Raw genomic sequence first — 24987 nt, forward strand, 5'->3', positions numbered from 1 at the left:
TTACATTCCGAACCCGGAAGCTAAGCCTTTCAGCGCCGATGGTACTGCAGGGGGGACCCTGTGGGAGAGTAGGACGCCGCCGAACAATCATTCAGAGGCCTGGCCTCGGATCTTCGGATCCGGGGCCAGGCCTTTTTGTCGTCTGGGGTAGGGTCGGGTGGAATCATCGGCACGTACATACAGGAGGGGCCCCCGGTGGAGGTCCAGGAGTCACGGGTGCAAACGGATCGGATCTTCACGATCCCCAACATCCTGAGTATGGCCCGCCTGGCGGGTGTGCCGGTGTTCCTGTGGCTGATCCTGTGGCCCGAGTTCGGGGGGCCGAAGGCCGACGGCTGGGCCCTGCTGGTGCTCGCCCTCAGCGGTATCAGCGACTATCTCGACGGCAAACTCGCACGCCGGTGGAACCAGGTCAGCAATCTCGGCCGGCTCCTGGACCCGGCCGCGGACCGGCTCTTCATCGTCTCCACCCTGGTCGGCCTCACGTGGAGGGACATCCTCCCCTTGTGGTTGCCGTTGCTGCTGTTGGCTCGGGAGGTGATGATGGGGGTAATGCTCCTGATCCTCCGGAGGCACGGATACGGGCCGCCGCAGGTGAACTTCGTGGGCAAGGCCGCCACCTTCAACCTGATGTACGCCTTCCCGCTGTTGTTGCTGAGTGACGGCAGCGGATGGCTCGCCACGCTGGCCGCGATTTGCGGATGGGCGTTCGCCGGATGGGGTACAACTCTGTACTGGTGGGCAGGGATCCTCTATGTAGTGCAGGTCCGCAGATTGGTGCGGATGGACGCCAAGGCTGATTGAGCCGCAAGGAGGACTTTTCCGACATGAAGGCCGTCGTGATGGCCGGCGGTGAAGGCACACGCCTTCGCCCTATGACCTCGAGTATGCCCAAGCCCCTGCTGCCGGTCGCGAACCGCCCGATCATGCAGCACGTGCTCACGCTGCTCAAGCGGCACGGTCTCACCGAGACCGTGGTGACCGTGCAGTTCCTCGCCTCCCTCGTCAAGAATTACTTCGGCGACGGCGAAGAGCTGGGCATGGAGCTCACCTATGCCAACGAGGAAAAGCCACTCGGGACAGCCGGGAGTGTGAAGAACGCCGAAGAGGCGCTCAAGGACGACTCCTTCCTTGTGATTTCGGGCGACGCCCTCACCGACTTCGACCTCACCGAGCTCATCGAATTCCACAAGGAGAAGGGCGCGCTCGTCACCGTATGCCTGACGCGGGTGCCCAATCCGCTGGAGTTCGGCATCACGATCGTGGACGACGAGGGCAAGGTCGAGCGCTTCCTCGAGAAGCCCACCTGGGGCCAGGTCTTCTCCGACACCGTCAATACGGGTATCTACGTCATGGAGCCCGAGGTCTTCGACTACGTGGCCGCGGACACGTCCGTCGACTGGTCGAGTGATGTCTTCCCGCAGCTGATGAAGGAAGGCAAGCCCGTCTACGGCTTCATCGCCGAGGGCTACTGGGAGGACGTCGGCACGCACGAGAGCTACATCAAGGCCCAGGCGGACGTCCTCGAGGGCAAGGTCGACGTCGACCTCGACGGGTTCGAGATCTCGCCGGGTGTCTGGGTGGCCGAGGGCGCCGAGGTCAGCCCCGACGCGGTACTGCGCGGCCCGCTGTACATCGGGGACTACGCGAAGGTCGAGGCCGGCGCGGAGATCCGCGAGCACACGGTCATCGGCTCCAACGTGGTCGTCAAGTCCGGCGCGTTCCTGCACAAGGCCGTGATCCACGACAACGTCTACGTCGGCCAGGGGACCAACCTGCGCGGCTGCGTCGTCGGCAAGAACACCGACATCATGCGGGCCGCCCGGATCGACGACGGTGCGGTGATCGGCGACGAGTGCCTGATCGGCGAGGAGTCGATCATCGCGGGCAACGTCCGCGTCTACCCGTTCAAGACCATCGAGGCCGGCGCGTTCGTCAACACCTCGGTCATCTGGGAGTCGCGGGGCCAGGCGCATCTGTTCGGCGCGCGCGGCGTCTCGGGGATCCTGAACGTGGAGATCACCCCGGAGCTCGTCGTGCGACTGGCGGGCGCCTACGCCACCACGCTGAAGAAGGGGTCCACGGTCACCACGGCCCGTGACCACTCGCGCGGTGCGCGAGCGCTGAAGCGCGCGGTGATCTCGGCCCTGCAGACCAGTGCCATCGACGTCCGGGACCTGGAGAACGTCCCGCTGCCGGTGGCCCGCCAGCAGACGGCGCGCGGCAGCGCCGGCGGCATCATGATCCGCACGACCCCCGGCACCCCGGACTCCGTCGACATCATGTTCTTCGACGAGCGCGGCGCCGACCTGTCGGCCGGCGGGCAGCGCAAGCTGGACAGGGTCTTCGCCCGCCAGGAGTACCGGCGTGCCTTCCCGGGCGAGATCGGCGACCTGCGCTTCCCGTCGAGCGTCTTCGACTCCTACACCGGCTCGCTGCTGCGGGAGATCGACACCTCCGGTGTCGCGGAGTCCGGCATCAAGGTCGTCGTGGACGCGGCGAACGGCAGCGCCGGCCTGGTGCTGCCGAGCCTGCTCGGACGGTTGGGCGTCGACGCCTTCACCATCAACCCGGGTCTGAACGAGGCCCGGCCGACGGAGACCGCGGAGGAGCGCCGGTCCGGGCTGGTACGGCTGGGCGAGATCGTCGCCTCGGCCCGTGCCGCCTTCGGTGTGCGGTTCGACCCGGTCGGTGAGCGGCTGTCGCTGGTGGACGAGCGCGGGAAGATCGTCGAGGACGACCGGGCGCTGCTGGTGATGCTGGACCTGGTCGCGGCCGAGCGGCGCAGCGGACGGGTGGGCCTGCCGGTCACCACGACCCGTATCGCCGAGCAGGTGGCGGCGTACCACGGCACGCAGGTGGCGTGGACGACGACGTCGCCCGACGACCTCACCCGGGTCGGCCGGGAGGAGAGCACGATCTTCGGCGGCGACGGCCGGGGCGGCTTCATCATCCCCGAGTTCAGCAGCGTCTTCGACGGGTCGGCGGCCTTCGTGCGGCTGATCGGGCTGGTGGCGCGCACGCAGCTCACCCTCAGCCAGATCGACGCGCGGATCCCGCACGCCCATGTGCTGCGGCGTGACGTGGCGACGCCGTGGGCGGTCAAGGGGCTCGTGATGCGCAGCGTGGTCGAGGCCGCGGGCGACCGTTCGGTGGACACCACCGACGGGGTCCGGGTCGTGGAGACCGACGGCCGCTGGGTGATGGTCCTGCCGGACCCGGCGGAAGCGGTCACCCACCTGTGGGCGGAAGGTCCGGACGACGCCTCCGCGCAGGCGCTGCTCGACGAGTGGTCGACGATCGTGGAGGGCGCGGGTCGCTGATTCCGGGTCCGAACGGCGCGCCGTGAGGGGGCCGTTCGAGTGGAGCGGCCCCGACGTGCAACGATGAGCGGCATGCCGCAGCAGCACCAGGATGGGAGCACCCCCGGCCCCAAGGCCCCGCCACGCCGCCCCGACGCCTCGATGTCGCTGCTGACCAACGTGATGGATCACAGCCTCGACGACGGCTACGCGGAGGCGGCGGAGCGTCGCGGCGTGGTGGGCAGCTCACGGCTGCCCACCACGCTGCGGGCCAAGCTGGGACTGGCCGTGGGGTTGGTGCTCGCCGCCCTGGTCGTCACGCTGGGGGCCGCGCAGGCGAACGTCGCGGCGCCCACGCTGGCGCTGGAGCGGCAGAAGCTGATCGAGCGCATCCAGAGCGGTACGGGTGACGCGGACGGTCTGCAGAAGACCGTGGACCGGCTGCGGGACGAGGTCGACGCGAAGCAGCGCGCCGCCCTGGGCGACCAGGGCGGCGGCAGCACCGCGCTGGTGGCGCTGGAGGCGGGCGCCACGCCCGTGAAGGGTCCCGGTATCAAGCTGGTCGTCGACGACGCCAAGGAGGCGTCGACGGGGAACGGCGGCGGGCCCCGCGAGAGCAATGGTTTCTCCGACACCGGGCGGGTGCGCGACCGCGACATGCAGCGGGTCGTCAACGGGCTGTGGGCGTCGGGGGCCGAGGCGATCTCCGTCAACGGCCAGCGCCTGACGGCGCTGTCGGCGATCCGTGCCGCCGGTGACGCCATACTGGTCGACAACAAGCCGCTGGCGCCCCCGTACACCGTGCTGGCCATCGGGGACGGGCAGCGGCTGAGCACGGCCTTCCAGGAGAGCGCGGACGGGCAGTACCTGCACGTCCTGCAGGAGAGCTACGGAATCCGCACGAGCATCGCCGCGGAGGACGAGGTGCGGTTGCCGGCCGCCCCCAGCCTGACCGTGCGCTACGCCAAGCCGGTGCCCGGCAACACGAAGGCGGACGCCTCCGGGAGCGCCGCCGAAACAGGGAAGGGTACGAAGTGATCGCCGTACTGGGCCTCGTCGTGGGAGTCGTGGTCGGACTCGTGGTCCGACCCGTCGTGCCGACAGTGGTCGAGCCCTATCTCCCGATCGCCGTGGTCGCCGCGCTGGACGCCGTCTTCGGCGGTCTGCGCGCGATGCTCGACGGGATCTTCGACGACAAGGTGTTCGTCGTCTCCTTCCTCTCCAACGTGGTGGTGGCCGCGCTGATCGTCTTCCTCGGCGACAAGCTGGGGGTCGGCGCGCAGCTGTCCACCGGGGTGGTCGTGGTCCTGGGCATCCGCATCTTCTCCAACGCGGCCGCCATCCGCCGCCATGTCTTCCGGGCGTGATCACCGGATGAGCGACGAAGAACTCCCCGAGCGCCCCGCGACGCCCGGACGCCCCGAGCCCGGACGCCCCGAGCCCGAGCGCCCCGCCGCGCCCGGGCCGGACGACGTGCCCGTGCCGCCCGGCAGGACCCTGCCGCCCGAGGTGCCCGCCGCCGACCCCGCACCGGAGCCGGGGCCCGCCCACCACGCGGCCGCCGGCGAGACGGGCCGGCAGCGGCTGCTGGCGGGGCTGTGGCCGCCGCGGCTGTCGCGGGCGCAGCTCATCGTCGCGCTGCTGCTGTTCGTGCTGGGGCTCGGCCTGGCCATCCAGGTGCGCTCCACGAGCGACAGCGGGGCCCTGCGCGGCGCCCGCCAGGAGGACCTGGTGCGCATCCTGACCGAGCTGGACAACCGCACGCAGCGGCTGCAGGACGAGAAGCGCCGCCTGGAGACCCAGCGCTCGGAGCTGGAGACCAGCTCCAACCAGGCCGAGGAGGCGCGCAAGCAGACCGAGCAGAAGGCCCAGCAGCTCGGTGTGCTGGCCGGTACGGTCGCCGCGCAGGGTCCGGGCATCAACCTGACGATCGCGGACCCCCAGGGCGGCCTGGAGGCGGACAAGCTGCTGGACACCCTGCAGGAGCTGCGGGCGGCCGGGGCCGAGGCGATCCAGATCAACGATGTCCGTGTTGTCGCCGACACGTACTTCACCCAGGGTGCCGACGGCATCGAGATCGACGGCCACAAGGTCGCCCAGCCCTACCGGTTCAAGGTCATCGGAAATCCACAGGACCTGGAGCCGGCGCTCAACATTCCCGGCGGAGTGGTGCAGACTTTGAAGAAGGAGCAGGCCACGGCGGAGGTCGTCCGTTCTGAGAAGATCGTTGTGGATGCCTTGCGGCCATCGAAGCAGCCTGACTACGCTCGGTCGTCATCGCAGTGACGCAGGGGGTCGGCGCATGCTCAGGGTGGTCCGTGGTGGAAACTGTGTGTAGCGAGGGTTCGTCCTGCCCCACGGGCGGGTCTGTTTCGGTCAAGGGGAAGCGCCCGTGAAGTTGTTTGGGAAGTTGTTCGGCAAGAGCGCGCGGCAGGCAAAGGCCGGGGATCCGGCCACCGCGCGTCATCGTGCCCCGCGCCACGGGCAGGAGGACGGCCCCGCCGGGGACCGTCCCTTGTTCCGCGATGAGCCTGTCGGGGGACGTGGCGACATTTCGGGCGGACAAGGTGTGGCGTCTGTTGACCCTGCCGCGTCCGGCCGCATAGGTTTCGGGGAACCATCAACCTCAAGTACGGGTGGAGGGTTTCCCTCCGGCGCGTACGCATCGAACGTCCCCGCGGGCGATCCGCGGCAGGAGGCTCAGTCCATGACGGCCTTGCCGGTATGCACCAGGTGCGGGCACACCAATGCGGAGGCGAGCCGCTTCTGCTCCAACTGCGGCGCGCCGCTGCGGGCCGGGGTGCCGTCGGAGCGGCCGTCGGAGACCACGTCCACCATCTCGATCTCCGGGCTCGAGGCCTACGAGGCCGAGGCGACGGGTCAGACCATGACGCCGTCGCTGTCCCCGGAGGCCCAGGCGGCCGTGGACGCGCTGCCGATCGGCTCCGCCCTGCTGGTGGTGCGCCGCGGCCCGAACTCGGGCAGCCGCTTCCTGCTGGACGGCGAACTGACCACGGCGGGCCGCCACCCGCAGAGCGACATCTTCCTCGACGACGTCACGGTCTCGCGCCGGCACGTGGAGTTCCGCCGTGCGGGCGACGGCGGGTTCACGGTCTCCGACGTGGGCAGCCTCAACGGTACGTACGTCAACAGGGAGCGGATCGACGCCGTGTCCCTGGCCAATGGTGACGAGGTCCAGATCGGCAAGTACCGGCTGGTCTTCTACGCGAGCCAGCGCGGCGTCTGACGCCTCGGTCCGGGGGGACCCCCACGACGTCGTCCGGGGGGACCCCCACGAACTCCGTCCGGGGGGACCCCCCACAGGGAAGGTCCATGCTCAGAACACCGTCAGGCGGGGCCGGCCACGGCACTGCCACCGCCGATGGCCGGCTGCTCAGCATCGGGGCCGTGCTCACCCACTTGCAGGACGAGTTCCCCGAGGTCACCATCTCCAAGATCCGTTTCCTGGAGGCGGAGGGCCTGGTGGAGCCCCAGCGCACTCCTTCGGGCTACCGGAAGTTCGCGATGCGCGACGTGGAGCGCCTCGGCCACGTCCTGCGGATGCAGCGGGACCACTACCTGCCGCTGCGCGTGATCCGGGAGCACCTGGACGCGCTCGACCGCGGCGAGCAGATCCCGCTGCCGGGGCCGGGCGAGTCCCGCGAGCTCGCGGAGGACCCGGCCGCCGCCGAGGGCTCCGGAGAGCTGCGGATCGGCCGTGAGGCGCTGCTGGCGGCCACCGGGGCGGAACCGGGCGACCTGGAGCAGTGGGAGTCCTACGGCCTGGTGGAGGCCGGCCGTGACGGCGGCTACGACGCCGAAGCGGTGAACATCGGGAAGCTGATCGTCGACATGGGCCGCTTCGGGCTCGAGCCGCGCCACCTGCGCGCGGTGAAGGCCGCCGCCGAGCGGGAGGTGGGCCTGGTGGAGCAGGTGGTCGCCCCGCTGCGGCGGCACCGCAACCCGCAGACCCGGACGCACGCCGAGACGACCGCCCGGGAACTGGCGGCGCTCTCGGTCCGTCTGCACGCCGCCATGGTCCAGTCCGCCCTTCGCCTGCGACTCTTCTGAGCAGCTGCGCGATACCTGTCAAGTCCGCCGTGCGGGATGCCCGACTACCCAAACCGGCCGGGCACGTCCTAGGGTTGCTGTGTGAACGAGCTCGACGTCGTGGGTGTCCGGGTCGAAATGCCCTCCAATCAACCGATCGTGCTCCTGCGCGAAGTAGGAGGCGACCGGTATCTGCCCATCTGGATCGGGCCTGGAGAGGCAACGGCCATCGCTTTCGCGCAGCAGGGCATGACGCCTGCGCGCCCGCTGACCCATGATCTGTTCAAGGATGTGCTCGAAGCGGTGGGCCAGACGCTCACCGAGGTGCGCATCACGGATCTCCGCGAGGGTGTCTTCTACGCCGAGCTGGTCTTCGCCAGCGGCGTCGAGGTCAGTGCCCGCCCCTCCGACGCCATAGCGCTGGCCCTGCGCACCGGGACGCCGATCTACGGCAGCGACGGGGTGCTGGACGACGCCGGGATCGCCATCCCGGACGAGCAGGAGGACGAGGTCGAGAAGTTCCGGGAGTTCCTGGACCAGATCTCGCCGGAGGACTTCGGCACGAGCAACCAGTAACGGGCGTTTTTGGCCCATCCGGCTAGCCGTTCCCCGTTCCGGGGCACGCGAAACCACTCTTGGGGTTGATATCACTCGGCGTGCCGAGTGTGGCGATCGTTGACGCACCCCGGGTGACTGCCTACCTTCGAGGAGGGAAAGTTCCGCTGGCACGTGCACGTGCACATCGGGACGCGAAGGGACGGAGGGCGGCGTGAGAAGCACCGGCGACGGTATGGCCACGGGCGGCCCGTATCCCACCCGCGGGGCCCTGGCCCGACAGCCCGAACCGGCCGGCGACGCGGCGGCCGGCGCGCCCGAGCCCGAGGCCGAGACGGTCGGGTACCGGGGACCGACGGCGTGCGCGGCGACCGGCATCACGTACCGCCAGTTGGACTACTGGGCGCGCACCGGCCTGGTCGAGCCGAGCGTGCGGGCGTCGTACGGTTCCGGCGCGCAGCGCCTGTACGGCTTCCGGGACGTGGTGGTCCTCAAGATCGTCAAGCGGCTGCTGGACACCGGGGTCTCCCTGCAGAACATCCGCACCGCGGTACGCCACCTGCGCACCACCGCACCCGCCGAGCTCACCCGGATGACCCTGATGAGCGACGGCGCCACCGTGTACGAGTGCACCTCGCCCGACGAGGTGGTCGACCTGCTCCAGGGCGGCCAGGGCGTCTTCGGGATCGCCGTGGGCGTGGTCTGGCGGGACGTGGAGAGCTCCCTGTCGCAGCTGCACGGCGAGCGGGTGGACACCGGCGAGACGCTGGCCGGCCACAACCCCTCGGACGAGCTGGCACGGCGCCGGAACCGGGCTGGATGATCCGCTCGCCGTACGCCCGTACGGTGGATGTCAGTGCCGTGCGGGAGCATCGGTGACGTGAGAACCGCTCCGACCATCCTGCATCTGGACATGGACGCGTTCTACGCCGCGGTGGAACAGGCCTCCAAGCCGAGCCTGCGGGGCAAGCCGGTCGTGGTCGGCGGTCTCGGGCCGCGCGGCGTCGTCGCGACCGCGTCCTACGAGGCACGCGTGCACGGCGTCCACTCCGCGATGGCGATGGCGCACGCACGGCGCCTCGCGCCCAACGCCGCCTACCTGATCCCCCGCTTCGAGCTGTACCGGCGGGTCAGCGAGAGGGTGATGGGGATCCTGGGGGAGCTGTCGCCGCTGGTCGAGCCGCTCAGCCTGGATGAGGCCTTCGTGGACCTGGAGGCGGGCACGGCGCCCGGGGCGCCCCGCGAGGTGGCGGAGCGGGTGCGGGCCCGGATCAGGGCGGAGACGGGGCTGACGGCCTCGGTGGGCCTGGCGGGCTCCAAGCTGCTCGCCAAGATCGCCTCCGAGCAGGGCAAGCCCGACGGGCTGATGGTGGTCGAGCCCGGCACCGAGCGGCAGCTGCTGGACCCGATGCCGGTCCGGGTGCTGCCGGGCGTCGGGCCCGCGACGGGCGAGCACCTGCGCCGCGCCGGGATCGGCACGGTCGGGGAGGTGGCACTGGCCGGCGAGTCGGAGCTGGTGCAGCTGCTGGGCAAGGCGCACGGCGCGTCGATCTACGCCATGGCGCTGGGCCTGGACAGCCGCCCCGTGGTCGCGGACCGCGACGCGAAGTCCGTCTCGGTGGAGGACACCTTCGACGTGGACCTCACCGACCGCTTCCGGGTGCGCTCGGAGCTGGACCGGCTGGCGGACCGCTGCGTGCGGCGGCTGCGGGAGGCCGGACGGTCCGGCCGGACGGTGGTGATCAAGGTGCGCAGCTACGACTTCAGCACCCTGACCCGGTCCGAGACGCTGCGGGCGCCCACCGACGACCCCGGAGTGGTGCGGGAGACCGCACGGCGGCTGCTGGAGGCAGTGGACACGGCGAACGGCGTCCGGCTGCTGGGCGTGGGCGTCACCGGCCTCGCCGACTTCACCCAGGAGGACCTGTTCGCGCAGGCCGCCGAGCTGGAGGCGGAGCAGGTGGCGGAGGCCGCCGCGGTGCGCGCCGCGGAGGAGCTCGCGGAGCGGGAGGCGGCGGATCCGGCCGCCCCGCCGGCCCCGGCGGCGGAGCCGGCGCGGACCGTGCGGTGGATGCCGGGGCAGGACGTGCACCACGCGGAACTGGGCGCCGGGTGGGTGCAGGGCAGCGGCGTCGGGCGGGTGACCGTGCGCTTCGAGCGGCCGACGGACGCCGTGCCGGGCCGGGTGCGGACGTTCGCGGTGGAGGACCCGGCCCTGGAAGCGGCCGACCCGCTTCCGCTGGTGCCCTGACCTGACTCAGTCGTCGCCGGCCAGCCGCCCGAAGTCGCGGTCGCCGCCGTGCGGCGCCTCGGACTGCGCGGTCGGCACGTCCATGCCGTAGTGGTGGTAGAGCTGGATCTCCTGCTCGGGGGAGAGGTGGCGGCCGACCCCGAAATCGGGGGCGTCCTTGATGAGGGCCTTGGGGAAGGGCACCCGCAGCTGCCCGTCCACCACCTCGCTCGGCTCCAGCGGCACGAACGCGTCGCGGCTGAAGAGCCCGGTGCGCACCGCCGCCCACTCGGGCTCGCCGGTGGCGTCGTCGAGGTACACCTCGTCGACGGTGCCGATCTTCGCTCCGTCGCTGTCCAGGGCCCGGCGGCCGATGAGGCTGCGCGGATCGATGTCGGTCTGCAACGGTCCCTCCAACAGATCGGTGCTGATCGCCTGCTCCCACCAAAAGCCACATCGGGGGCGGTGTCGACTCGAGGGATCCGCGAGGAATCCACCCCTGACCCCGCTGGTAGGCTGAATGGCGGCTGCAGACCCCATGCGGGAGAGTCCTCCGAGATCGTGTCGGAGGCGCCGAAGGAGCAAATCCTCCCCGGAATCTCTCAGGCAACCGGTACCGCATGGATGAGGTCACTCTGGAAAGCAGAGTGGGCGCCGGGCATGACCCATGCCCGGGGCGCGCTCTCACCGACGGTGAAAGTCGTGCTTTAGCGGGCACGGCGAAGCTCTCAGGTTGTGATGACAGAGGGGGAGGCCGTTCGGGTGCCCGCGCCGCGGCACCCCTCGCAGGTCGTGTCAGACCAGGAGGCCTCCGTAGATGACTGCCCACCGCATCCCACTCACCGAGCTCGAGAGCGGCATCCCGTTCGAACAGCGCCACATCGGCCCCGACGCCGGTGCCCAGGCCAAGATGCTGGCTCACGTCGGTTACGGCTCCCTGGACGAACTCACCGCCGCCGCCGTGCCGGACACCATCAAGAGCGTCGAGTCGCTGCGGCTGCCCGCGGGACGCACCGAGGCCGCGGTACTGGCCGAACTGCGGGACCTCGCCGACCGCAACCAGGTGCTGGCCCCGATGATCGGCCTGGGCTACTACGGGACGTTCACCCCGCCCGTGATCCTGCGCAACGTGATGGAGAACCCGTCCTGGTACACGGCGTACACGCCGTACCAGCCGGAGATCTCGCAGGGCCGCCTCGAGGCGCTGCTGAACTTCCAGACGGTCGTCGCCGACCTCACCGGGCTGCCGACCTCCGGCGCCTCGCTGCTGGACGAGGGCACCGCCGCCGCCGAGGCGATGTCGCTGGCCCGCCGGGTCGGCAAGGTCAAGCAGGGCGTCTTCCTGGTCGACGCCGACTGCTTCCCGCAGACCGTCGCGGTCATCGAGACCCGCGCGGAGCCGACCGGCGTCGAGGTCGTGGTCGCCGACCTGACCGACGGCATCCCGGACGAGATCGCCGAGCGCGGCGTCTTCGGTGTGCTCCTGCAGTACCCCGGCGCCTCCGGCGCGGTCCGCGACCTGCGGCCGGTCATCGAGCGGGCGCACGCGCTGGGCGCGATCGTGACGGTCTCCGCCGACCTGCTCGCCCTGACGCTGCTCACCTCGCCCGGCGAGCTCGGCGCGGACATCGCGGTGGGCACCACCCAGCGCTTCGGCGTCCCGATGGCCTTCGGCGGCCCGCACGCCGGCTACATGGCCGTCCGGGAGAAGTTCGCCCGCAGCCTGCCGGGACGCCTGGTGGGCGTCTCCGTGGACGCGGACGGCAACAAGGCGTACCGGCTGGCCCTGCAGACCCGCGAGCAGCACATCCGCCGTGAGAAGGCCACCAGCAACATCTGCACCGCCCAGGTGCTGCTCGCCGTCATGGCGGGCATGTACGCGGTCTACCACGGCCCGGACGGCCTGGCCCAGATCGCCCGGCGCACCCACCGCTACGCCGCCATCCTCGCCGAGGGCCTGCGGGCCGGCGGCGTCGAGGTCGTGCACGGCGGGTACTTCGACACCGTGACCGCCCGGGTGCCCGGCCGCGCCGCCGAGGTCGCCGCCGCGGCCCGCGCCGCGGGCGTCAACCTGTGGGAGCGCGACGCCGACCTGCTCGGGATCTCCTGCGACGAGACCACCGGGCGCGAGCAGCTCGCCGCCGTCTGGGGCGCCTTCGGGGTGACCGGTGACGTCGAGGCGCTCGACGCCGCCGTCCCGGACGCCCTGCCCGCCGGCCTGCTGCGCGAGGACACGTACCTGGCGCACCCGGTGTTCCACCAGCACCGCTCCGAGACCGCGATGCTGCGCTACCTGCGCCGGCTCTCGGACCGCGACTACGCGCTCGACCGCGGCATGATCCCGCTGGGCTCGTGCACGATGAAGCTCAACGCCACCACCGAGATGGAACCGGTCACCTGGCCCGAGTTCGCCGAGCTGCACCCGTTCGCGCCGGTGGAGCAGGCCGCGGGCTACCTGACGCTGATCCACCAGTTGGAGGAGCAGCTCGCCGAGGTCACCGGCTACGACAAGGTCTCCATCCAGCCCAACGCCGGCTCCCAGGGCGAGTTGGCCGGGCTGCTCGCGGTGCGCGCCTACCACCGCTCCAACGGCGACACGCAGCGCACGGTCTGCCTCATCCCGTCCTCCGCGCACGGCACCAACGCCGCGAGCGCGGTGATGGCCGGTATGAAGGTCGTCGTGGTCAAGACCCGTGACGACGGCGACGTGGACGTCGAGGACCTGCACGCCAAGATCGACCTGCACCGGGCCGAGCTGGCCGTGCTGATGGTCACCTACCCGTCCACGCACGGGGTGTTCGAGGACAACATCACCGACATCTGCGCGACGGTGCACGAGGCCGGCGGCCAGGTGTACGTCGACGGCGCCAACCTCAACGCGCTGGTGGGCCTGGCCCGGCCCGGCAAGTTCGGTGCGGACGTCTCCCACCTGAACCTGCACAAGACCTTCTGCATCCCGCACGGCGGCGGCGGTCCCGGCGTCGGCCCGGTCGCGGTCCGCGCGCACCTGGCCCCGTTCCTGCCCAACCACCCGCTGCAGCCGACCGCGGGGCCCGCCACGGGCGTCGGCCCGATCTCGGCGGCGCCGTGGGGCTCGGCCGGCATCCTGCCGATCTCCTGGGCGTATGTGCGCCTGATGGGCGGCGAGGGGCTGCGGCGCGCCACCCAGGTCGCGGTGCTCGGTGCGAACTACGTGGCCAAGCGGCTGGAGCCGCACTACCCGGTGCTCTACACGGGTCCCAACGGCCTGGTCGCGCACGAGTGCATCGTCGACCTGCGGCCGCTGACCAAGGAGACGGGCGTCTCGGTGGACGACATCGCCAAGCGCCTGATCGACTACGGCTTCCACGCGCCGACGATGTCGTTCCCGGTCGCCGGCACGCTGATGATCGAGCCGACGGAGAGCGAGGACCTGGCGGAGCTGGACCGGTTCTGCGACGCGATGATCGCGATCCGCCGCGAGGTCGACAAGGTCGGTGCCGGCGAGTGGCCGGTGGAGGACAACCCGCTGCGCAACGCGCCGCACACCGCGGCTTCGCTGGGCGGGGAGTGGAACCGCCCGTACACCCGCGACGAGGCGGTGTTCCCGGCCGGCGTCTCGGCCGCGGACAAGTACTGGCCGCCGGTGCGGCGCATCGACGGCGCCTTCGGCGACCGGAACCTGGTGTGCTCGTGCCCGCCGCTCGACGAGTACGACGCGTAGCCCCCGCGTCCAGGCTGTCCCCCGGCCTCCGGCCGGGGGTGCCCCCGAACAGCCGGTGATCCTGTCCGGGCCCCGTCGATGTCGGCGGGGTCCGGTGGTTTCAGGCTGCCGTGGCGATCTGCTCGGTACCCAGCGGCCGGTGCGGAGCGATGATCTGCCCGTCGGGCAGCAGCTCGCCGGTGTCCTCGAAGAGCAGGACGCCGTTGCACAGCAGGCTCCAGCCCTGCTCCGGGTGGTGGGCCACGATGAGCGCGGCCTCCCGGTCGGAACACTCGGCGGTGGGGCACTGCGGCTGGTGCTGGCACATGGAAGGTGTCTTTCGCTGCGGTAGAGGAGTCGTACGGCTCGTTCGGCTGGATACCGGTGATGCCTGGTTCATAACCGCCCCCGTTCTTCGGTCGATCCCAGTGTTGCTCCACGACGCGGAATCCGCAGGGATTTCGCTCGAGCTGTCCTTGATAGGTCAGGACGCGTCACCCGACCGGGCGGTTGCCCTCACAGCCCGTGTCTTTTCGGGTGGTCGGCATGACCTGTTCGGGTCAGGCCGTCACGGTGTGTACAGGACGACGCCCCCGTGGCCCAGGGGGCACGGGGGCGTCGAGGGCCGTCGGACGACGCGTCAGACGGCAGACCTCAGCAGGGGTTCGGGGGCCAGGCGGGGAGTGAGGACCGGCACCAGGTCGGTCAGCCGGTGCAGCCGGTGGGCGGCGATGCCGGGCGGCGCCGGCGCGAGCGGCACCAGCAGGTCGGCCGTGGCGGGCTGGGCGGAGCCCGCCTCCGCCGAGATGTCGCTGTGCAGCCACAGCGCCAGCATGTACAGCCCCGGCACGGACAGCAGATGCGGCTGGTAGGCGGTCGACAGGGCTTCCGCCTGGCGCAGGGCGCGTTCGGTGGAGGCCAGGTAGGGGCCCTCGGAGAAGTGCGAGAACGCCCAGCCGTCGGGGGTGCGCACGGTCTCGCCCGCCGCCGCCACCCGGTCGCCGGCGCGGACGTGGAAACGCCAGCCCGTCAGCCGGGCCTGCGGCAGGCCGCGGCCCGCGGCCGGCTCGAAGACGTGGACGGGCAGGGGGTGCTCGGGGATGAGGGGTCCCTCGGCCGAGCGCAGCGCCGGCGTACGCGCCTCAAGAACGGCGGTGGGCGAACTGAGGGCGGCGAGGACACTCCGAAGTGCGGGCGCGGGTACGGGGGGTACGTGCAGCGGCATGATGGGTTGCCTCTCAGTCGGAGACACGGTGATGCGAGCGGGGTCCGGACGTCACTGTCGGCGGAGCGGTGAGGGGGTTCCTGCGCAGGCACGTCCGGTGGATCGCGGAGTCTCTGCCTTGTGGGCGAAGTTTATACGACCCGTGTTCACGGGATGTTTCGGCTAGCTGTCGCCGGCATTGCGGGCAAGAAGGTAATAGGCCTTCCTCGCCAGATATTTCCTCCGCATTTGCGCCGGAGCGCGCTCCCGCGAACTGCACATTCCCTGCCGCTGCGGACGGCTGGATCTCGTCGGTGTTTGTCACGAGGGGTACCCCCGTCACAGGTTAGTTCGACCATGCCGGGGGAATGTGCCCGAGTGTCTATCCGGCAGCTTAGCTTCCGCGCGGCCCCGCCGGACCGTTATCGATCTTATGGGGTGGGCATCATCGTCACACGGCCCACTCGAGGAGGGACGCTCCGATGGGGGAGAAAGTTGTAGCCACCGGGGTCGACCTGTTCGACCGGCAGCGTTACCGGATGAAGCTGCGCCAGTGTCTCATGGGTCTGGAGAGGCTCCTGGACGAGAAGAAGTTCGACCGTCCGCGGAATCTCATGGGGCTCGAGCTGGAGTTGAATCTCGCGGATTCTGCTGGTCTGCCGGTGATGATGAATGAAGAGGTGCTCGAGCGCATCGCCAGCACTGATTTCCAGACCGAGCTGGCGCAGTTCAATATCGAAGTGAACATCGCCCCGCACCATCTTTCCGGGCGGGTGCTCGACCGGCTCGCGGAAGAGCTGCGCATCGGGTTGGGATACGCGGACCGCAAGGCCCGCGAAGTCGGCGCGCACATCGTCATGGTGGGTATTCTGCCGACGCTCAGCGCCCAGGACCTGGTGGGGGCGAACCTGTCCCGCGCGGACCGGTACACGCTGCTCAACGACCGGATCCTGGCCGCCCGCGGCGAGGACATCACCCTGGACATCTCGGGGGTGGAGCACCTGCTCTACACCTCGGGTTCCATCGCCCCCGAGGCGGCCTGCACGTCGATGCAGATGCACCTGCAGGTGACGCCCGGGCGGTTCGCGGCGGTCTGGAACGCGGCGCAGGCGCTGAGCGGGCCGCAGGTCGCGGTGGGCGCCAACTCGCCGTTCCTGTTCGGCCGGGAGCTGTGGCGCGAGACCAGGCCCCCGCTGTTCCAGCAGGCCACCGACACCCGCTCGCAGGAGCTGCGCGCCCAGGGCGTACGCCCGCTCACATGGTTCGGGGAGCGCTGGATCGACTCGGTGTACGACCTGTTCGAGGAGAACCTGCGCTACTTCCCCCCGCTGCTGCCGATCTGCGACGACGAGGACCCGCTGGCGGCCCTCGACGCGGGGACCGTTCCGCAGCTGAAGGAACTCACCCTGCAGAACGGCACCGTGTACCGCTGGAACCGCCCGGTGTACGGAGTGGTGGACGGTGTCCCGCACCTGCGGGTGGAGAACCGGGTGCTGCCCGCGGGGCCCACCGTCGTCGACGTCATCGCCAACACGGCGTTCTACTACGGGCTGGTGCGGGCGCTCGCGGAGGCGCCCCGCCAGGTCTGGCAGCGGCTGCCGTTCGGCGCCGCCGCGGCGAACTTCGACGCCGCCTGCCGGCACGGGATCGGCGCCGTCATGCACTGGCCGCGGCCGGGCCGGGGCGGCGGGCTGATGGAGCTGCCCGCCACCGAACTGGTGCTGGAGGAGCTGCTGCCGCTGGCGTCGGCCGGGCTCGACGCCTGGGGCATCGAGCCCGCCGACCGCGACCACTACCTCGGCATCATCGAGGCCCGCTGCCGGCTGCGCACCAACGGCGCCGAGTGGCAGTCCACGGTGTTCCACCGGGCGATGGAGCGCGGCCTGGACCGGCGGGCCGCGCTCGTCGCGATGACGCTGCGCTACAGCGAGCTGATGCACTCCGGCGAGCCGGTGCACACCTGGCCGGTGAGCTGACCGGGGCCGGCGCGCCCCTGGCGGCGGAGGGCGTCGCCGTCCTCCGCCGCGTCAGCTCGCCGCCTCAGCTCGTGGCGGCCGCCGCGCTCGCCGCGGCCGCCACCACCGCCTTGAACAGCACCGCCTGGATCTGCGCCGGGTCGGTCACCCGGTACGCCGCCCCGCCGGTGGCCCGGGCGAGCCGGTCGCACGCCGCCTTGTCGGCGTCCGGGCCCACGGCGATGACGATGAGCGGGACGGGACGGGCGGGGTTGCCGAGCGCCTTGAGCCTGGTGGTCACGGCGTCGAGCGAGATGCTTCCCGGGTCCTCGTTCGCGCCGTCGGTGAGGACGACGACCGTGTTGAACTTGCCCGCCGCGAACGTCCTGCGGGCGTCCTCGTACACCGCCAGCGCGGTGTCGTAGAGGCCGGTCGCGCCGCCCTCGACCGGCTGCAGCGCGCCGAACGCGGCGGTCAGCCGGTCCCGCTGGGTGCCGCCCTGGGCGGTGCGCACGCCCAGCCGCGCCGTCTCGACGACCTTCTGGTAGTCGCGGGAGCCGTCGAGCCGGGTGGAGAACCGCCACAGCCCCACCTCGTCCTCGGGCGTGAACTGCGTCAGCGCCTGCAGCAGCGACCCCTTGGTGACGTCCAGCCGGGTCCTGCCCTCGGCGCCGGGGACCGGCGCGGCCATCGACCCGGAGACGTCGACGACCGTGGTGATCCGCGCGCTCTGCACGGTGATCTGCCACATGACGCGCAGCTGCTGCAGGTCCTGCCCGGTGGGAGCGGGGACCGGCTCCGCGCCGACCGGCTGCGGCGCCTCGCCGCCGGCGCCGCGCACCAGCGCCGGGTCGGCGGGTCCGGTCGGCGGCCGGAAGCCGCGGCCGGACAGCAGCCGCAGGCTCTCGTCGCTGCCCAGCAGTGACATGAAGCGCGACACCGCCCGGGACTGGTCGGTGGAGAGCGTGTCGTTGTCCAGCGCCGCGAAGGGGTAGTCCAGGTCGACGGAGCCGTCCTTGGGATAGAACAGCTTCAGCCCGGGGCCACCGTCGCCCGCGGTGTTGCGGACGAACGCGGCCTGCTCCGAGATCACCAGCGCCTGGTTGCGCTGCGGGTTGGCCAGTTCGGCGGTGCTGCTGTCCTTGGGCAGCGTGGCCACGATCTGCGCGTCGCCCGGGGCGGTGTACTGCGCGAGCATCTTCGCCGCGGCGGCCGACTCGGTGTCCACGTCTCCGCCCCTGCGGCCGATCGACTGCGTGATCATCGTGAACCCCAGCAGCCCGGTCGCGCTGCGCGCGGGATCCGCGGTGCCGAGCCGGAAGTTGCTCTTCTCCCCGGCGGCCGTGGTCAAATCGGCCCAGGTGTACGCCTTGGAGGGCCAGCCCAGGCCCTTGGCCTGGGTCTCGAGCGTGCCGACGACGACGGGGGAGCGGGCGATGCTGGTCATCGAGGTGAGCGGGGTGCCGCGGCCGCCCAGGGTCACCTGGTCGAGCCACACGCTGGAGTCCGGGATCCAGACCTGGAAGCCCGGATCGGCCGGGGCCTTGCCGAGGGCGTCCGCCACGTCGGCCGAGGCGCGGGCGGTCACGGCGACGTCGAGGCAGCGCCCGTCGGTCCGTACGCCGGTGGTCCTGGCCTGCCGGGCGATGGTGGTGAGCGCGGGAGCGATGTCGGGCGAGGCGGCGACGCCGATCTTGACCACACCCTGCCCGCAGTTGCCGCTCAGCGGACCGCTGCGCAGCACGACGAAGGTACCGGCGCCCAGCGCCAGTACGAAGGTGGTGGCGACCGCTATCGTGCGGCGGCGTACCCGTGGGCGCGGCGCTCCGCCGGCCTCCCGGGGATCATCTGGAATGCGGTGACGTCCCATGGCTGCTGCGTCTCTCCTGAGGGGGGCTCCGGCCTGTCGCGCGCGATCTTCGTATCTTTTTTCGAGACCCTAGCCAAGCGGGAACGGCACCGAGGCGGGATGACGTAAATGGAGGTTGGGGTGCACACAGAGTCATACGGGGCGCAGGACGAGGCCGGGCTCGCCCGGCGGACCCTGCGCAGCGAGGCGCTGCTCGTCCTGGCCCTGTCCCTCGGAGCCAGCGGCGTCGGCGCGCTCATCAGCTTCGTCGGGTCGCTGACCCGGCCCGGTGCGCTGAAAGACCAGGCGGCCACCCTCGTGGGGTCGCAGGCGCCCGGCCGGCCCTGGCTCGACCTGGCCTGGCAGCTGTTCGGCATCGCCACCGCGCTGGTTCCCGTCGCCCTGGTCGCGCACCTGCTGGCGCGGGAGCGGGTGGGCATACGCTCCATCGGCTTCGACCTGACCGAACCCCGCCGCGACCTGGGGCGCGGCACGCTGATCGCGGCGGCCGTCGGCGGCACGGGGCTGCTGTTCTACCTCGGCGTGCGCGCGGCCGGCTTCAACCTCACGGTGGTGCCGGAGTCGCTGCCCGACGTGTGGTGGAAGATCCCGGTCCTGATCGCCTCCGCCGTGCAGAACGCGGTGCTGGAGGAGGTGATCGTCGTCGGCTACCTGCTGCGCAGGCTGGGCCAGTTGGGCTGGTCCCCGGCCGCCGCGCTGGCGGCGAGCGCGGTGCTGCGCGGCTCGTACCACCTGTACCAGGGCGTCGGCGGCATGGTCGGCAACATGGTGATGGGCGTGCTGTTCGTCCTGCTCTACCGCCGCTGGGGCCGGGTCGGCCCGCTCGTCGCCGCGCACGCCCTGATCGACACGGTGGCCTTCGTCGGCTACGCGCTGCTGGCCGGCAGGGTCGGCTGGCTGCCGACGGGCTGAGCAGGCGCGGCTCGCGGCTGCGAGCACGGCCGAGCCCGCCGTCGAGCCCGCCGTCGAGCCCGCCGTCGAGCCCGCGGTGGGGAGTGCGCCGCGGTGCGGACGGTCGCGGTCACGGCGCCGCGTGCAGCTCGCCGTCGAGGACGGTCACCGCCGTGCCGGTGAGCCGGACCCGGTCGCCGCGCAGCTCGGTGCGGACGAGGCCGGTGCGGGCGGAGGCCTGCAGGCCGGTCAGCTCCGTGCGGCCGAGCCGGGCGGACCAGAACGGGGCCAGGGCGGTGTGGGCGCTGCCGGTGACCGGGTCCTCGTCGATGCCGACGGCCGGGAAGAACCCGCGCGAGACGAAGTCGTAGCCGCGGGACGGGTCCTCGGCCGCGGCGGTGGCGATGATCCCGCGCGGTCCGAGCGCCGCGAGGGCGGCGAAGTCCGGGGTGAGGGCGCGCACGGTCGCCTCGTCCGCCAGCTCGACCAGCAGGTCGCCTACGTCCGGGCCGGTGTCGTACCCGGTCAGCGGCACGGCGCCCAGCGCGCGCGCCACGGCGGCCGGCGGGGTGGTGGCGGTGAGCGGGGCGGTCGGGAAGTCCATGGTGAGCGCGCCGCCCGCGGCCGGCCGCACGCCCAGGACGCCGCTGCGGGTGGCGAAGCGCACCTGCGACGTGGCGGCTCCCGTGGAGAACAGCACGTGCGCGGTGGCGAGCGTGGCGTGCCCGCACATCGCGACCTCGGTCGCCGGGGTGAACCAGCGCAGCGCCCAGTCGGCGTCCGCCCCGCCCATCTCGTCCGCCCCGTCCGCACGGTCCGCCGTGCCGCCTTCGAGGCGGTGCGCGAAGGCGGTCTCGGAGAGGTTGACCTCGGAGGCGACCTGCTGCATCCAGCCCGCGTCGGGGAACGCGGCGCCGTCCAGGAGCAGCACCCCGGCCGGATTGCCGGCGAAGGGCCGGTCGGTGAACGCGTCGACGATTCGGATCCGCATGGGGCGACGGTAGGCGGCGGGCAGACGTGCGGGCCAGAGCCAATCGAGGGGAGGTGGCCCGGGGAGGGTTGCTGAACGAACGCTTCCGATATATCGTTGAAGCATCGCGACCGATCAACGATGGAAGGAGCGTAACCATGCGTTCCCAAGGACATGACCACGAGCACCACCGCGGACCCGGCCACCATGGCTGGGGAGAGCGGGGAGAACAGCGACGAGGGGCCTTCGGGCCGTTCGGGCCGCCCTTCGGGGGTGGCCCCTTCGGCGGCGGCCCCGGCGGGCGCGGGCGAGGCGGGCCACGCGGCCGGGCGAGGCGCGGCGACGTCCGCGCGTCGATCCTGGCGCTGCTCAAGGACCGGCCGATGCACGGCTACGAGATGATCCAGGAGATCGCCGAGCGCAGCGGCGGCGCGTGGAAGCCGAGCCCCGGCTCGGTGTACCCGACGCTGCAGTTGCTGGAGGACGAAGGCCTGATCACCAGCGCGAGCGAGGGCGGCAAGAAGCTGTTCACGCTCACCGACGCGGGCCGGACCGAATCCGAGGCGGGGCCCGAGGCCCCGTGGGAAGAGGCCGGCCGGGGCGTCGACTGGGATGCCATGAACGAGATCCGGAAGGCCGGCGGCGGGCTCGTCGAGGCCTTCAAGCAGGTCTGGTCCACCGGCACGCCCGACCAGCGCGAGAAGGCGCTGGTCGTGGTCAACGACGCCCGTAAGAAGCTCTACCTCATCCTCGCCGAGGAGGACTGAGAGCGGAGCCGTGAAGAAGAGCGGTGACGAGCCGGCCCGGGGCGCTACGCCCCGGGCCGGCTCGACGCGCGGACGACGAGGCGGGTCGGCACGATCCACGGCTCGGCCGGCTCCGACGGGTCCGCGTCGAGCAGGCCGCGCAGCGCCTTGACGGCCGCCGAGCCCAGCGCGTGCCGGTCCTGGGCGACGGTCGTCAGGGCGGGGCGGACCAGCGTGGCGGCGTCGATGTCGTCGAAGCCGACGATCGCGAGGTCGTCGGGGACCGACAGCCCGGCGGCGGCCGCCGCGTGCAGGGCGCCGATCGCCATCTGGTCGCCGGCCGCGAAGACCGCGGTGGGCGGCCGCTGTGCGGCGAGCAGGGTGCGGACCGCCTCCTCGCCGCTGTTGAGGAAGAAGTCCCCGGTGACCACGTACTCCGGCGGGACGTCCAGCCCGAGCCGGGCGCACGTCTGGCGGAAGCCCGCCAGCCGCTGGGCGGCCGGCGGCAGGTGCAGCGGGCCGGTGACGGTGGCTATCCGGCGGTGCCCCTGCGCGAACAGGTGCTCCACCGCCGTGGCCGCGCCGGCGGCGTTGTCCGAGGTGACCCGGACCGTGCGGGGGCCGCTGAGCGCGACGTCGATCCCGGAGCACGGGACGTCGGAGGCGGCCAGCGCCCGCAGGGCGCGGTTGTCGGCGGGGGTGCCGAGCACGACCACGCCCTCGAGGTTGTGGCGCCGCACCGCCTGCAGGTAGGTGGTGTCGGCGTCGTCGGGACCCGAGGTCGTCAGCAGCATCAGGTGGTAGTCGGCCTCGGAGAGCGCGTTGCGCACCGAACTCAGCAGCCCCTGCAGGAAGGGGTGCTGGAAGCCGAGGGTCTCGTAGCCGGTGTCCCAGACCAGGCCGATGGTGTCGGAGCGGCGCCGCACCAGGGTGCGGGCGGGTTCGTTCGGGGCGTACCCGAGTTCGCTGGCCAGCCGCCGGATGCGGTCGCGCGTCGCCTCGCTCACCTCGGCGCGGTCGTTGAGCGCGCGGGAGACCGTAGCGGTCGACACGCCGCTGCGGAGGGCCAGTTCGCGGATGTTCACGGCGATTGCACCTGTTCCTGGAGTGGTGAGGGTGTGTGCTGCACACAGTCTTGACGATGTGTCATGGCGGGGACAGACTTCCGGCGCACCGGAAACGTTTACGTGATGCGGCTCCGTGTACGGGGCCCGACAGGAACGGGATGCTGCGATGCCACGCGCGATGACGATGAAGTCACCCAGATCACGCTTCAGAGCCCTGGTCACCCTGGCCACCGCCGCGGCCTGCGTCGCCGCGGTCGGCGCGGTGCCGGCCCCCGCCAAGAGCCCGGTGGGCTACACCGACGCCCGGGCGCCGATCGATCTGCGCGTCAAGGACCTCCTGAAGCGGATGACGCTGGCGGAGAAGATCGGGCAGATGGACCAGATCGCGGTCGCCCGGGTCCAGGGCGACTGCGAGTGGAGCGGCGGCGCCCTCAACGAGACGTGCCTGAAGTCGGTGCTGGGCGACTACGCGGCCGGCTCGATCCTCTCCGGCGGCGGCATGGGGCCCGCGGTCAACACGCCCGCCGAGTGGGCGAAGATGGTCAACGCCGTGCAGAAGTACGCCGTCGACAACACGCGGCTGCACATCCCGGTGCTCTACGGGGTGGACGCCGTGCACGGCCACAACAACGTGCTCGGCGCCACCGTCTTCCCGCACCAGATCGGCCTGGGCGCCACCTGGGACCCGGCCACCGTGCGGGCGGCGGGCGCCTCCACGGCGCGCTCGGTCGCCGCCACCGGCATCGACTGGAACTTCGCGCCCGTCGCGGACCTCGCCCGCGACCAGCGCTGGGGCCGCTACTACGAGACCTTCGCCGAGGACCCGCTGCTGGCCGGCACGCTGGCCGCCGCGAGCGTCACCGGCATCGAGTCGGCGAACGGCGCCAAGCACGTCGTCGCCAGCGTCAAGCACTTCGGCGGCTACTCCGAGCCGGCCAACGGCCACGACCGGGTGCCCGCCGACGTCTCCATGCGCTACCTCCAGGACACCCTGCTGCCGTCGTACAAGCAGGCCCTGCAGGCCGGCGCGAAGACGGTGATGATCAACTCGGGTGCCATCAACGGCGTCCCCGCGACCTCCTCGAAGTACCTGCTGACCAAGGTGCTGCGCCAGCAGTGGGGCTTCAAGGGCGTCACCGTCAGCGACTGGGAGGACGTCCGGGCGCTGCAGACGAAGTACAAGCTCGCCGCCGACTACCCCGAGGCGATCGCGCTCGCGGTCAACGCCGGCCTGGACATGGCCATGGAGCCGTACTTCGCCAAGGAGTGGAGCACCGGCCTGAAGACCGCGGTCGACCGCGGCCTGGTGTCGGTCAAGCGCATCGACGAGTCGGCGGGCCGGATCCTGCGGATGAAGTTCGAGCTGGGCCTGTTCGAGCACCCCTACGTCGACGCCTCCAAGGCCGACGCCGCGGTGCTGGGCGTGGACAAGGACCTGGCGCGCAAGGCGGCCGCCGAGTCGCAGGTGCTGCTGCGCAACGAGGGCGGGGTGCTGCCGATCCCGCCGTCGGCGAAGAAGATCGTCGTCGCGGGTTCCTACGCCGACGACATCAACGACCAGGTGGGCGGCTGGACCATCGGCTGGCAGGGCGTCCCCGAGGGCGTGCGGCTACCGGGCACGACCGTGCTGGCGGGCATCAAGGAGGCGGCGCCCGCGGGCACCGAGGTGGTGCGGGCCACGACCGCCGACGACGCGGTGGCGCAGGCGAAGGACGCCGATCTGACCGTCGTGGTCATCGGTGAGAAGGCCGCGGCCGAGGGAGCGGCGGACAGCCCGCGGCCGGAGATCTCGGCGGACCAGCAGGCGCTGGTGAAGGCGCTGAAGGCGGCGGGCAAGCCGGTCGTCACCGTCGTCGTCGCGGGCCGGCCGCTCGTGCTCGGCGACGCGGACGGCACCCAGGGGCTGCTGATGTCCTGGCTGCCGGGCAGCGAGGGCGGGCACGGCGTGGCCGACGTGCTGTTCGGCGCGGTCAACCCCAGCGGCCGGCTGCCGGTCTCGTGGCCGAAGCACCTGGGCAACGAGCCGCTGTACTACCAGCAGCTGCCGGGCACCAACGGCGGCCCGGAGTCCTCGTACGACGCGGCCTACCCGTTCGGCGCCGGGCTCTCGTACACCTCGTACGCCTTCGGCGCGATCACGGCCGACAAGGCGGCGGTACGGGCCGGCGACGCGGTCGGGCTCCAGGTGACCGTCTCCAACACCGGCGGCAAGGCGGGCGACCTGGTGGTGCCGGTGTACGTGTCACGGCCCACCAGCGACGTGCTGACGCCGGCGACCCGGCTGGTCGCCTTCACCAAGGTGCACCTGGCGGCGGGGGAGACCCGTACGGTGCGGCTGCGGGTGCTGCCGGGGACCCTGGCGGTGACGCCGGGCGACCTGGACGGCGCGGGCGCGCAGCGGGTCGAGCGCGGCGCGTACACCTTCTCGGCGGGTGACAAGAGCGCGGCGGTGACCGTGCGCTGAA

At 71.7% G+C, this 24987-nt stretch carries 21 protein-coding genes, 1 rRNA gene and 1 riboswitch; of the genes, 16 read left to right on the top strand and 6 right to left on the bottom strand.

The genetic code is table 11. The features are described 5' to 3' along the window. The 11 genes from rrf to ABZ721_RS28450 all read left to right on the top strand — a co-directional run. Nucleotides 1–85, top strand: a 5S ribosomal RNA gene (gene rrf / locus ABZ721_RS28400); the annotation flags it as partial. A 110-nt stretch (nt 86–195) separates the two neighbouring features. Next, nucleotides 196–804, top strand: a complete 609-nt coding sequence (locus ABZ721_RS28405; RefSeq protein ID WP_358791580.1) for a CDP-alcohol phosphatidyltransferase family protein — start codon at nt 196–198, stop codon at nt 802–804. A gap of 23 nt (nt 805–827) precedes the next feature. Next, entirely contained in the window at nt 828–3323 is a 2496-nt protein-coding gene (locus ABZ721_RS28410; protein ID WP_358791581.1) for a mannose-1-phosphate guanyltransferase, read from the top strand. A 63-nt stretch (nt 3324–3386) separates the two neighbouring features. After that, nucleotides 3387–4340, top strand: a complete 954-nt coding sequence (locus tag ABZ721_RS28415; protein WP_358791582.1) for a DUF881 domain-containing protein — start codon at nt 3387–3389, stop codon at nt 4338–4340. After that, nucleotides 4337–4669 carry a small basic family protein gene (locus tag ABZ721_RS28420; protein WP_030364457.1) on the top strand — a complete coding sequence of 111 codons (333 nt, stop codon included), beginning with the start codon at nt 4337–4339 and terminating at the stop codon, nt 4667–4669. The genes ABZ721_RS28415 and ABZ721_RS28420 overlap by 4 nt, the downstream gene beginning before the upstream one ends. Nucleotides 4670–4676: 7 nt before the next feature. Then, the gene (locus ABZ721_RS28425) at nt 4677–5588 is read left to right on the top strand and encodes a DUF881 domain-containing protein (RefSeq protein ID WP_358791583.1); all 912 of its coding nucleotides are present in this window, start codon (nt 4677–4679) and stop codon (nt 5586–5588) included. 421 nt (nt 5589–6009) lie between these two features. Further along, nucleotides 6010–6549: an FHA domain-containing protein gene (locus ABZ721_RS28430; RefSeq protein ID WP_358791584.1), complete on the top strand. Its 540-nt coding sequence runs from the start codon at nt 6010–6012 to the stop codon at nt 6547–6549. Between the two features lie 86 nt (nt 6550–6635). Beyond that, nucleotides 6636–7373 (top strand): MerR family transcriptional regulator, encoded by a 738-nt coding sequence (locus tag ABZ721_RS28435; protein WP_358791585.1) that lies wholly within the window; start codon nt 6636–6638, stop codon nt 7371–7373. Nucleotides 7374–7454: 81 nt separating this feature from the next. Next, a complete protein-coding gene (locus tag ABZ721_RS28440; protein WP_031518684.1) occupies nt 7455–7928 on the top strand; it encodes a bifunctional nuclease family protein in 474 nt (157 codons plus the stop codon). Between the two features lie 193 nt (nt 7929–8121). Then, complete coding sequence (locus tag ABZ721_RS28445; RefSeq protein ID WP_358791586.1) at nt 8122–8730, top strand: MerR family transcriptional regulator; 609 nt, start codon at nt 8122–8124, stop codon at nt 8728–8730. Nucleotides 8731–8787: 57 nt separating this feature from the next. Continuing rightward, entirely contained in the window at nt 8788–10158 is a 1371-nt protein-coding gene (locus ABZ721_RS28450; RefSeq protein ID WP_358791587.1) for a DNA polymerase IV, read from the top strand. A gap of 6 nt (nt 10159–10164) precedes the next feature. Here the strand turns inward: ABZ721_RS28450 and ABZ721_RS28455 are convergent, their stop codons facing one another. Continuing rightward, a complete protein-coding gene (locus ABZ721_RS28455; RefSeq protein WP_358791588.1) occupies nt 10165–10542 on the bottom strand; it encodes a PRC-barrel domain-containing protein in 378 nt (125 codons plus the stop codon). Between the two features lie 126 nt (nt 10543–10668). Beyond that, nucleotides 10669–10766, top strand: a riboswitch (glycine riboswitch). A gap of 188 nt (nt 10767–10954) precedes the next feature. Here ABZ721_RS28455 and gcvP point away from each other — a divergent pair. After that, the gene (gcvP, locus tag ABZ721_RS28460) at nt 10955–13840 is read left to right on the top strand and encodes an aminomethyl-transferring glycine dehydrogenase (RefSeq protein WP_358791589.1); all 2886 of its coding nucleotides are present in this window, start codon (nt 10955–10957) and stop codon (nt 13838–13840) included. Nucleotides 13841–13940: 100 nt separating this feature from the next. Here the strand turns inward: gcvP and ABZ721_RS28465 are convergent, their stop codons facing one another. Both ABZ721_RS28465 and ABZ721_RS28470 read right to left on the bottom strand, forming a co-directional pair. After that, nucleotides 13941–14147, bottom strand: coding sequence for a DUF5999 family protein (locus tag ABZ721_RS28465; protein WP_250974685.1), 207 nt, complete (start codon nt 14145–14147; stop codon nt 13941–13943). A 312-nt stretch (nt 14148–14459) separates the two neighbouring features. Further along, on the bottom strand, nt 14460–15044 hold the full coding sequence (locus tag ABZ721_RS28470; RefSeq protein WP_358791590.1) for a hypothetical protein: 585 nt from the start codon (nt 15042–15044) through the stop codon (nt 14460–14462). Nucleotides 15045–15505: 461 nt separating this feature from the next. Here ABZ721_RS28470 and ABZ721_RS28475 point away from each other — a divergent pair, with 461 nt between their 5' ends. Continuing rightward, nucleotides 15506–16999, top strand: coding sequence for a glutamate--cysteine ligase (locus tag ABZ721_RS28475; RefSeq protein WP_358791591.1), 1494 nt, complete (start codon nt 15506–15508; stop codon nt 16997–16999). A gap of 64 nt (nt 17000–17063) precedes the next feature. Here ABZ721_RS28475 and ABZ721_RS28480 read toward each other — a convergent pair whose 3' ends face one another. Then, nucleotides 17064–18848: a VWA domain-containing protein gene (locus ABZ721_RS28480; RefSeq protein WP_358791592.1), complete on the bottom strand. Its 1785-nt coding sequence runs from the start codon at nt 18846–18848 to the stop codon at nt 17064–17066. Nucleotides 18849–18956: 108 nt separating this feature from the next. Between ABZ721_RS28480 and ABZ721_RS28485 the strand changes: the two genes are divergently transcribed. Further along, nucleotides 18957–19760, top strand: a complete 804-nt coding sequence (locus ABZ721_RS28485) for a type II CAAX endopeptidase family protein (protein WP_358791593.1) — start codon at nt 18957–18959, stop codon at nt 19758–19760. 109 nt (nt 19761–19869) lie between these two features. On the opposite strand, the gene ABZ721_RS28490 is transcribed toward ABZ721_RS28485, so the two are convergent. After that, nucleotides 19870–20730 (bottom strand): PhzF family phenazine biosynthesis protein, encoded by an 861-nt coding sequence (locus ABZ721_RS28490; protein WP_358791594.1) that lies wholly within the window; start codon nt 20728–20730, stop codon nt 19870–19872. Between the two features lie 137 nt (nt 20731–20867). Between ABZ721_RS28490 and ABZ721_RS28495 the strand changes: the two genes are divergently transcribed. Further along, entirely contained in the window at nt 20868–21476 is a 609-nt protein-coding gene (locus ABZ721_RS28495) for a PadR family transcriptional regulator (protein ID WP_358791595.1), read from the top strand. Between the two features lie 44 nt (nt 21477–21520). On the opposite strand, the gene ABZ721_RS28500 is transcribed toward ABZ721_RS28495, so the two are convergent. Next, nucleotides 21521–22540, bottom strand: a complete 1020-nt coding sequence (locus ABZ721_RS28500) for a LacI family DNA-binding transcriptional regulator (RefSeq protein WP_358791596.1) — start codon at nt 22538–22540, stop codon at nt 21521–21523. Between the two features lie 160 nt (nt 22541–22700). Between ABZ721_RS28500 and ABZ721_RS28505 the strand changes: the two genes are divergently transcribed. Continuing rightward, a complete protein-coding gene (locus ABZ721_RS28505; protein ID WP_358791597.1) occupies nt 22701–24986 on the top strand; it encodes a glycoside hydrolase family 3 N-terminal domain-containing protein in 2286 nt (761 codons plus the stop codon). Nucleotide 24987 lies beyond the last annotated feature (1 nt).

It is taken from the genome of Streptomyces sp. NPDC006733, assembly GCF_040636125.1.
In the GTDB taxonomy this organism is placed as follows: Bacteria; Actinomycetota; Actinomycetes; order Streptomycetales; family Streptomycetaceae; genus Actinacidiphila.

Excerpts from the sequence above, each read along its gene's own strand:
- ABZ721_RS28410 (WP_358791581.1), top strand. The coding sequence starts at position 828 with ATGAAGGCCGTCGTGATGGCCGGCGGTGAAGGCACACGCCTTCGCCCT.
- ABZ721_RS28415 (WP_358791582.1), top strand. The coding sequence starts at position 3,387 with ATGAGCGGCATGCCGCAGCAGCACCAGGATGGGAGCACCCCCGGCCCC.
- ABZ721_RS28425 (WP_358791583.1), top strand. The coding sequence starts at position 4,677 with ATGAGCGACGAAGAACTCCCCGAGCGCCCCGCGACGCCCGGACGCCCC.
- ABZ721_RS28430 (WP_358791584.1), top strand. The coding sequence starts at position 6,010 with ATGACGGCCTTGCCGGTATGCACCAGGTGCGGGCACACCAATGCGGAG.
- ABZ721_RS28435 (WP_358791585.1), top strand. The coding sequence starts at position 6,636 with ATGCTCAGAACACCGTCAGGCGGGGCCGGCCACGGCACTGCCACCGCC.
- gcvP (WP_358791589.1), top strand. The coding sequence starts at position 10,955 with ATGACTGCCCACCGCATCCCACTCACCGAGCTCGAGAGCGGCATCCCG.
- ABZ721_RS28465 (WP_250974685.1), bottom strand. The coding sequence starts at position 14,147 with ATGTGCCAGCACCAGCCGCAGTGCCCCACCGCCGAGTGTTCCGACCGG.
- ABZ721_RS28470 (WP_358791590.1), bottom strand. The coding sequence starts at position 15,044 with ATGCCGCTGCACGTACCCCCCGTACCCGCGCCCGCACTTCGGAGTGTC.
- ABZ721_RS28475 (WP_358791591.1), top strand. The coding sequence starts at position 15,506 with ATGGGGGAGAAAGTTGTAGCCACCGGGGTCGACCTGTTCGACCGGCAG.
- ABZ721_RS28480 (WP_358791592.1), bottom strand. The coding sequence starts at position 18,848 with ATGGGACGTCACCGCATTCCAGATGATCCCCGGGAGGCCGGCGGAGCG.
- ABZ721_RS28485 (WP_358791593.1), top strand. The coding sequence starts at position 18,957 with ATGGAGGTTGGGGTGCACACAGAGTCATACGGGGCGCAGGACGAGGCC.
- ABZ721_RS28490 (WP_358791594.1), bottom strand. The coding sequence starts at position 20,730 with ATGCGGATCCGAATCGTCGACGCGTTCACCGACCGGCCCTTCGCCGGC.
- ABZ721_RS28495 (WP_358791595.1), top strand. The coding sequence starts at position 20,868 with ATGCGTTCCCAAGGACATGACCACGAGCACCACCGCGGACCCGGCCAC.
- ABZ721_RS28505 (WP_358791597.1), top strand. The coding sequence starts at position 22,701 with ATGACGATGAAGTCACCCAGATCACGCTTCAGAGCCCTGGTCACCCTG.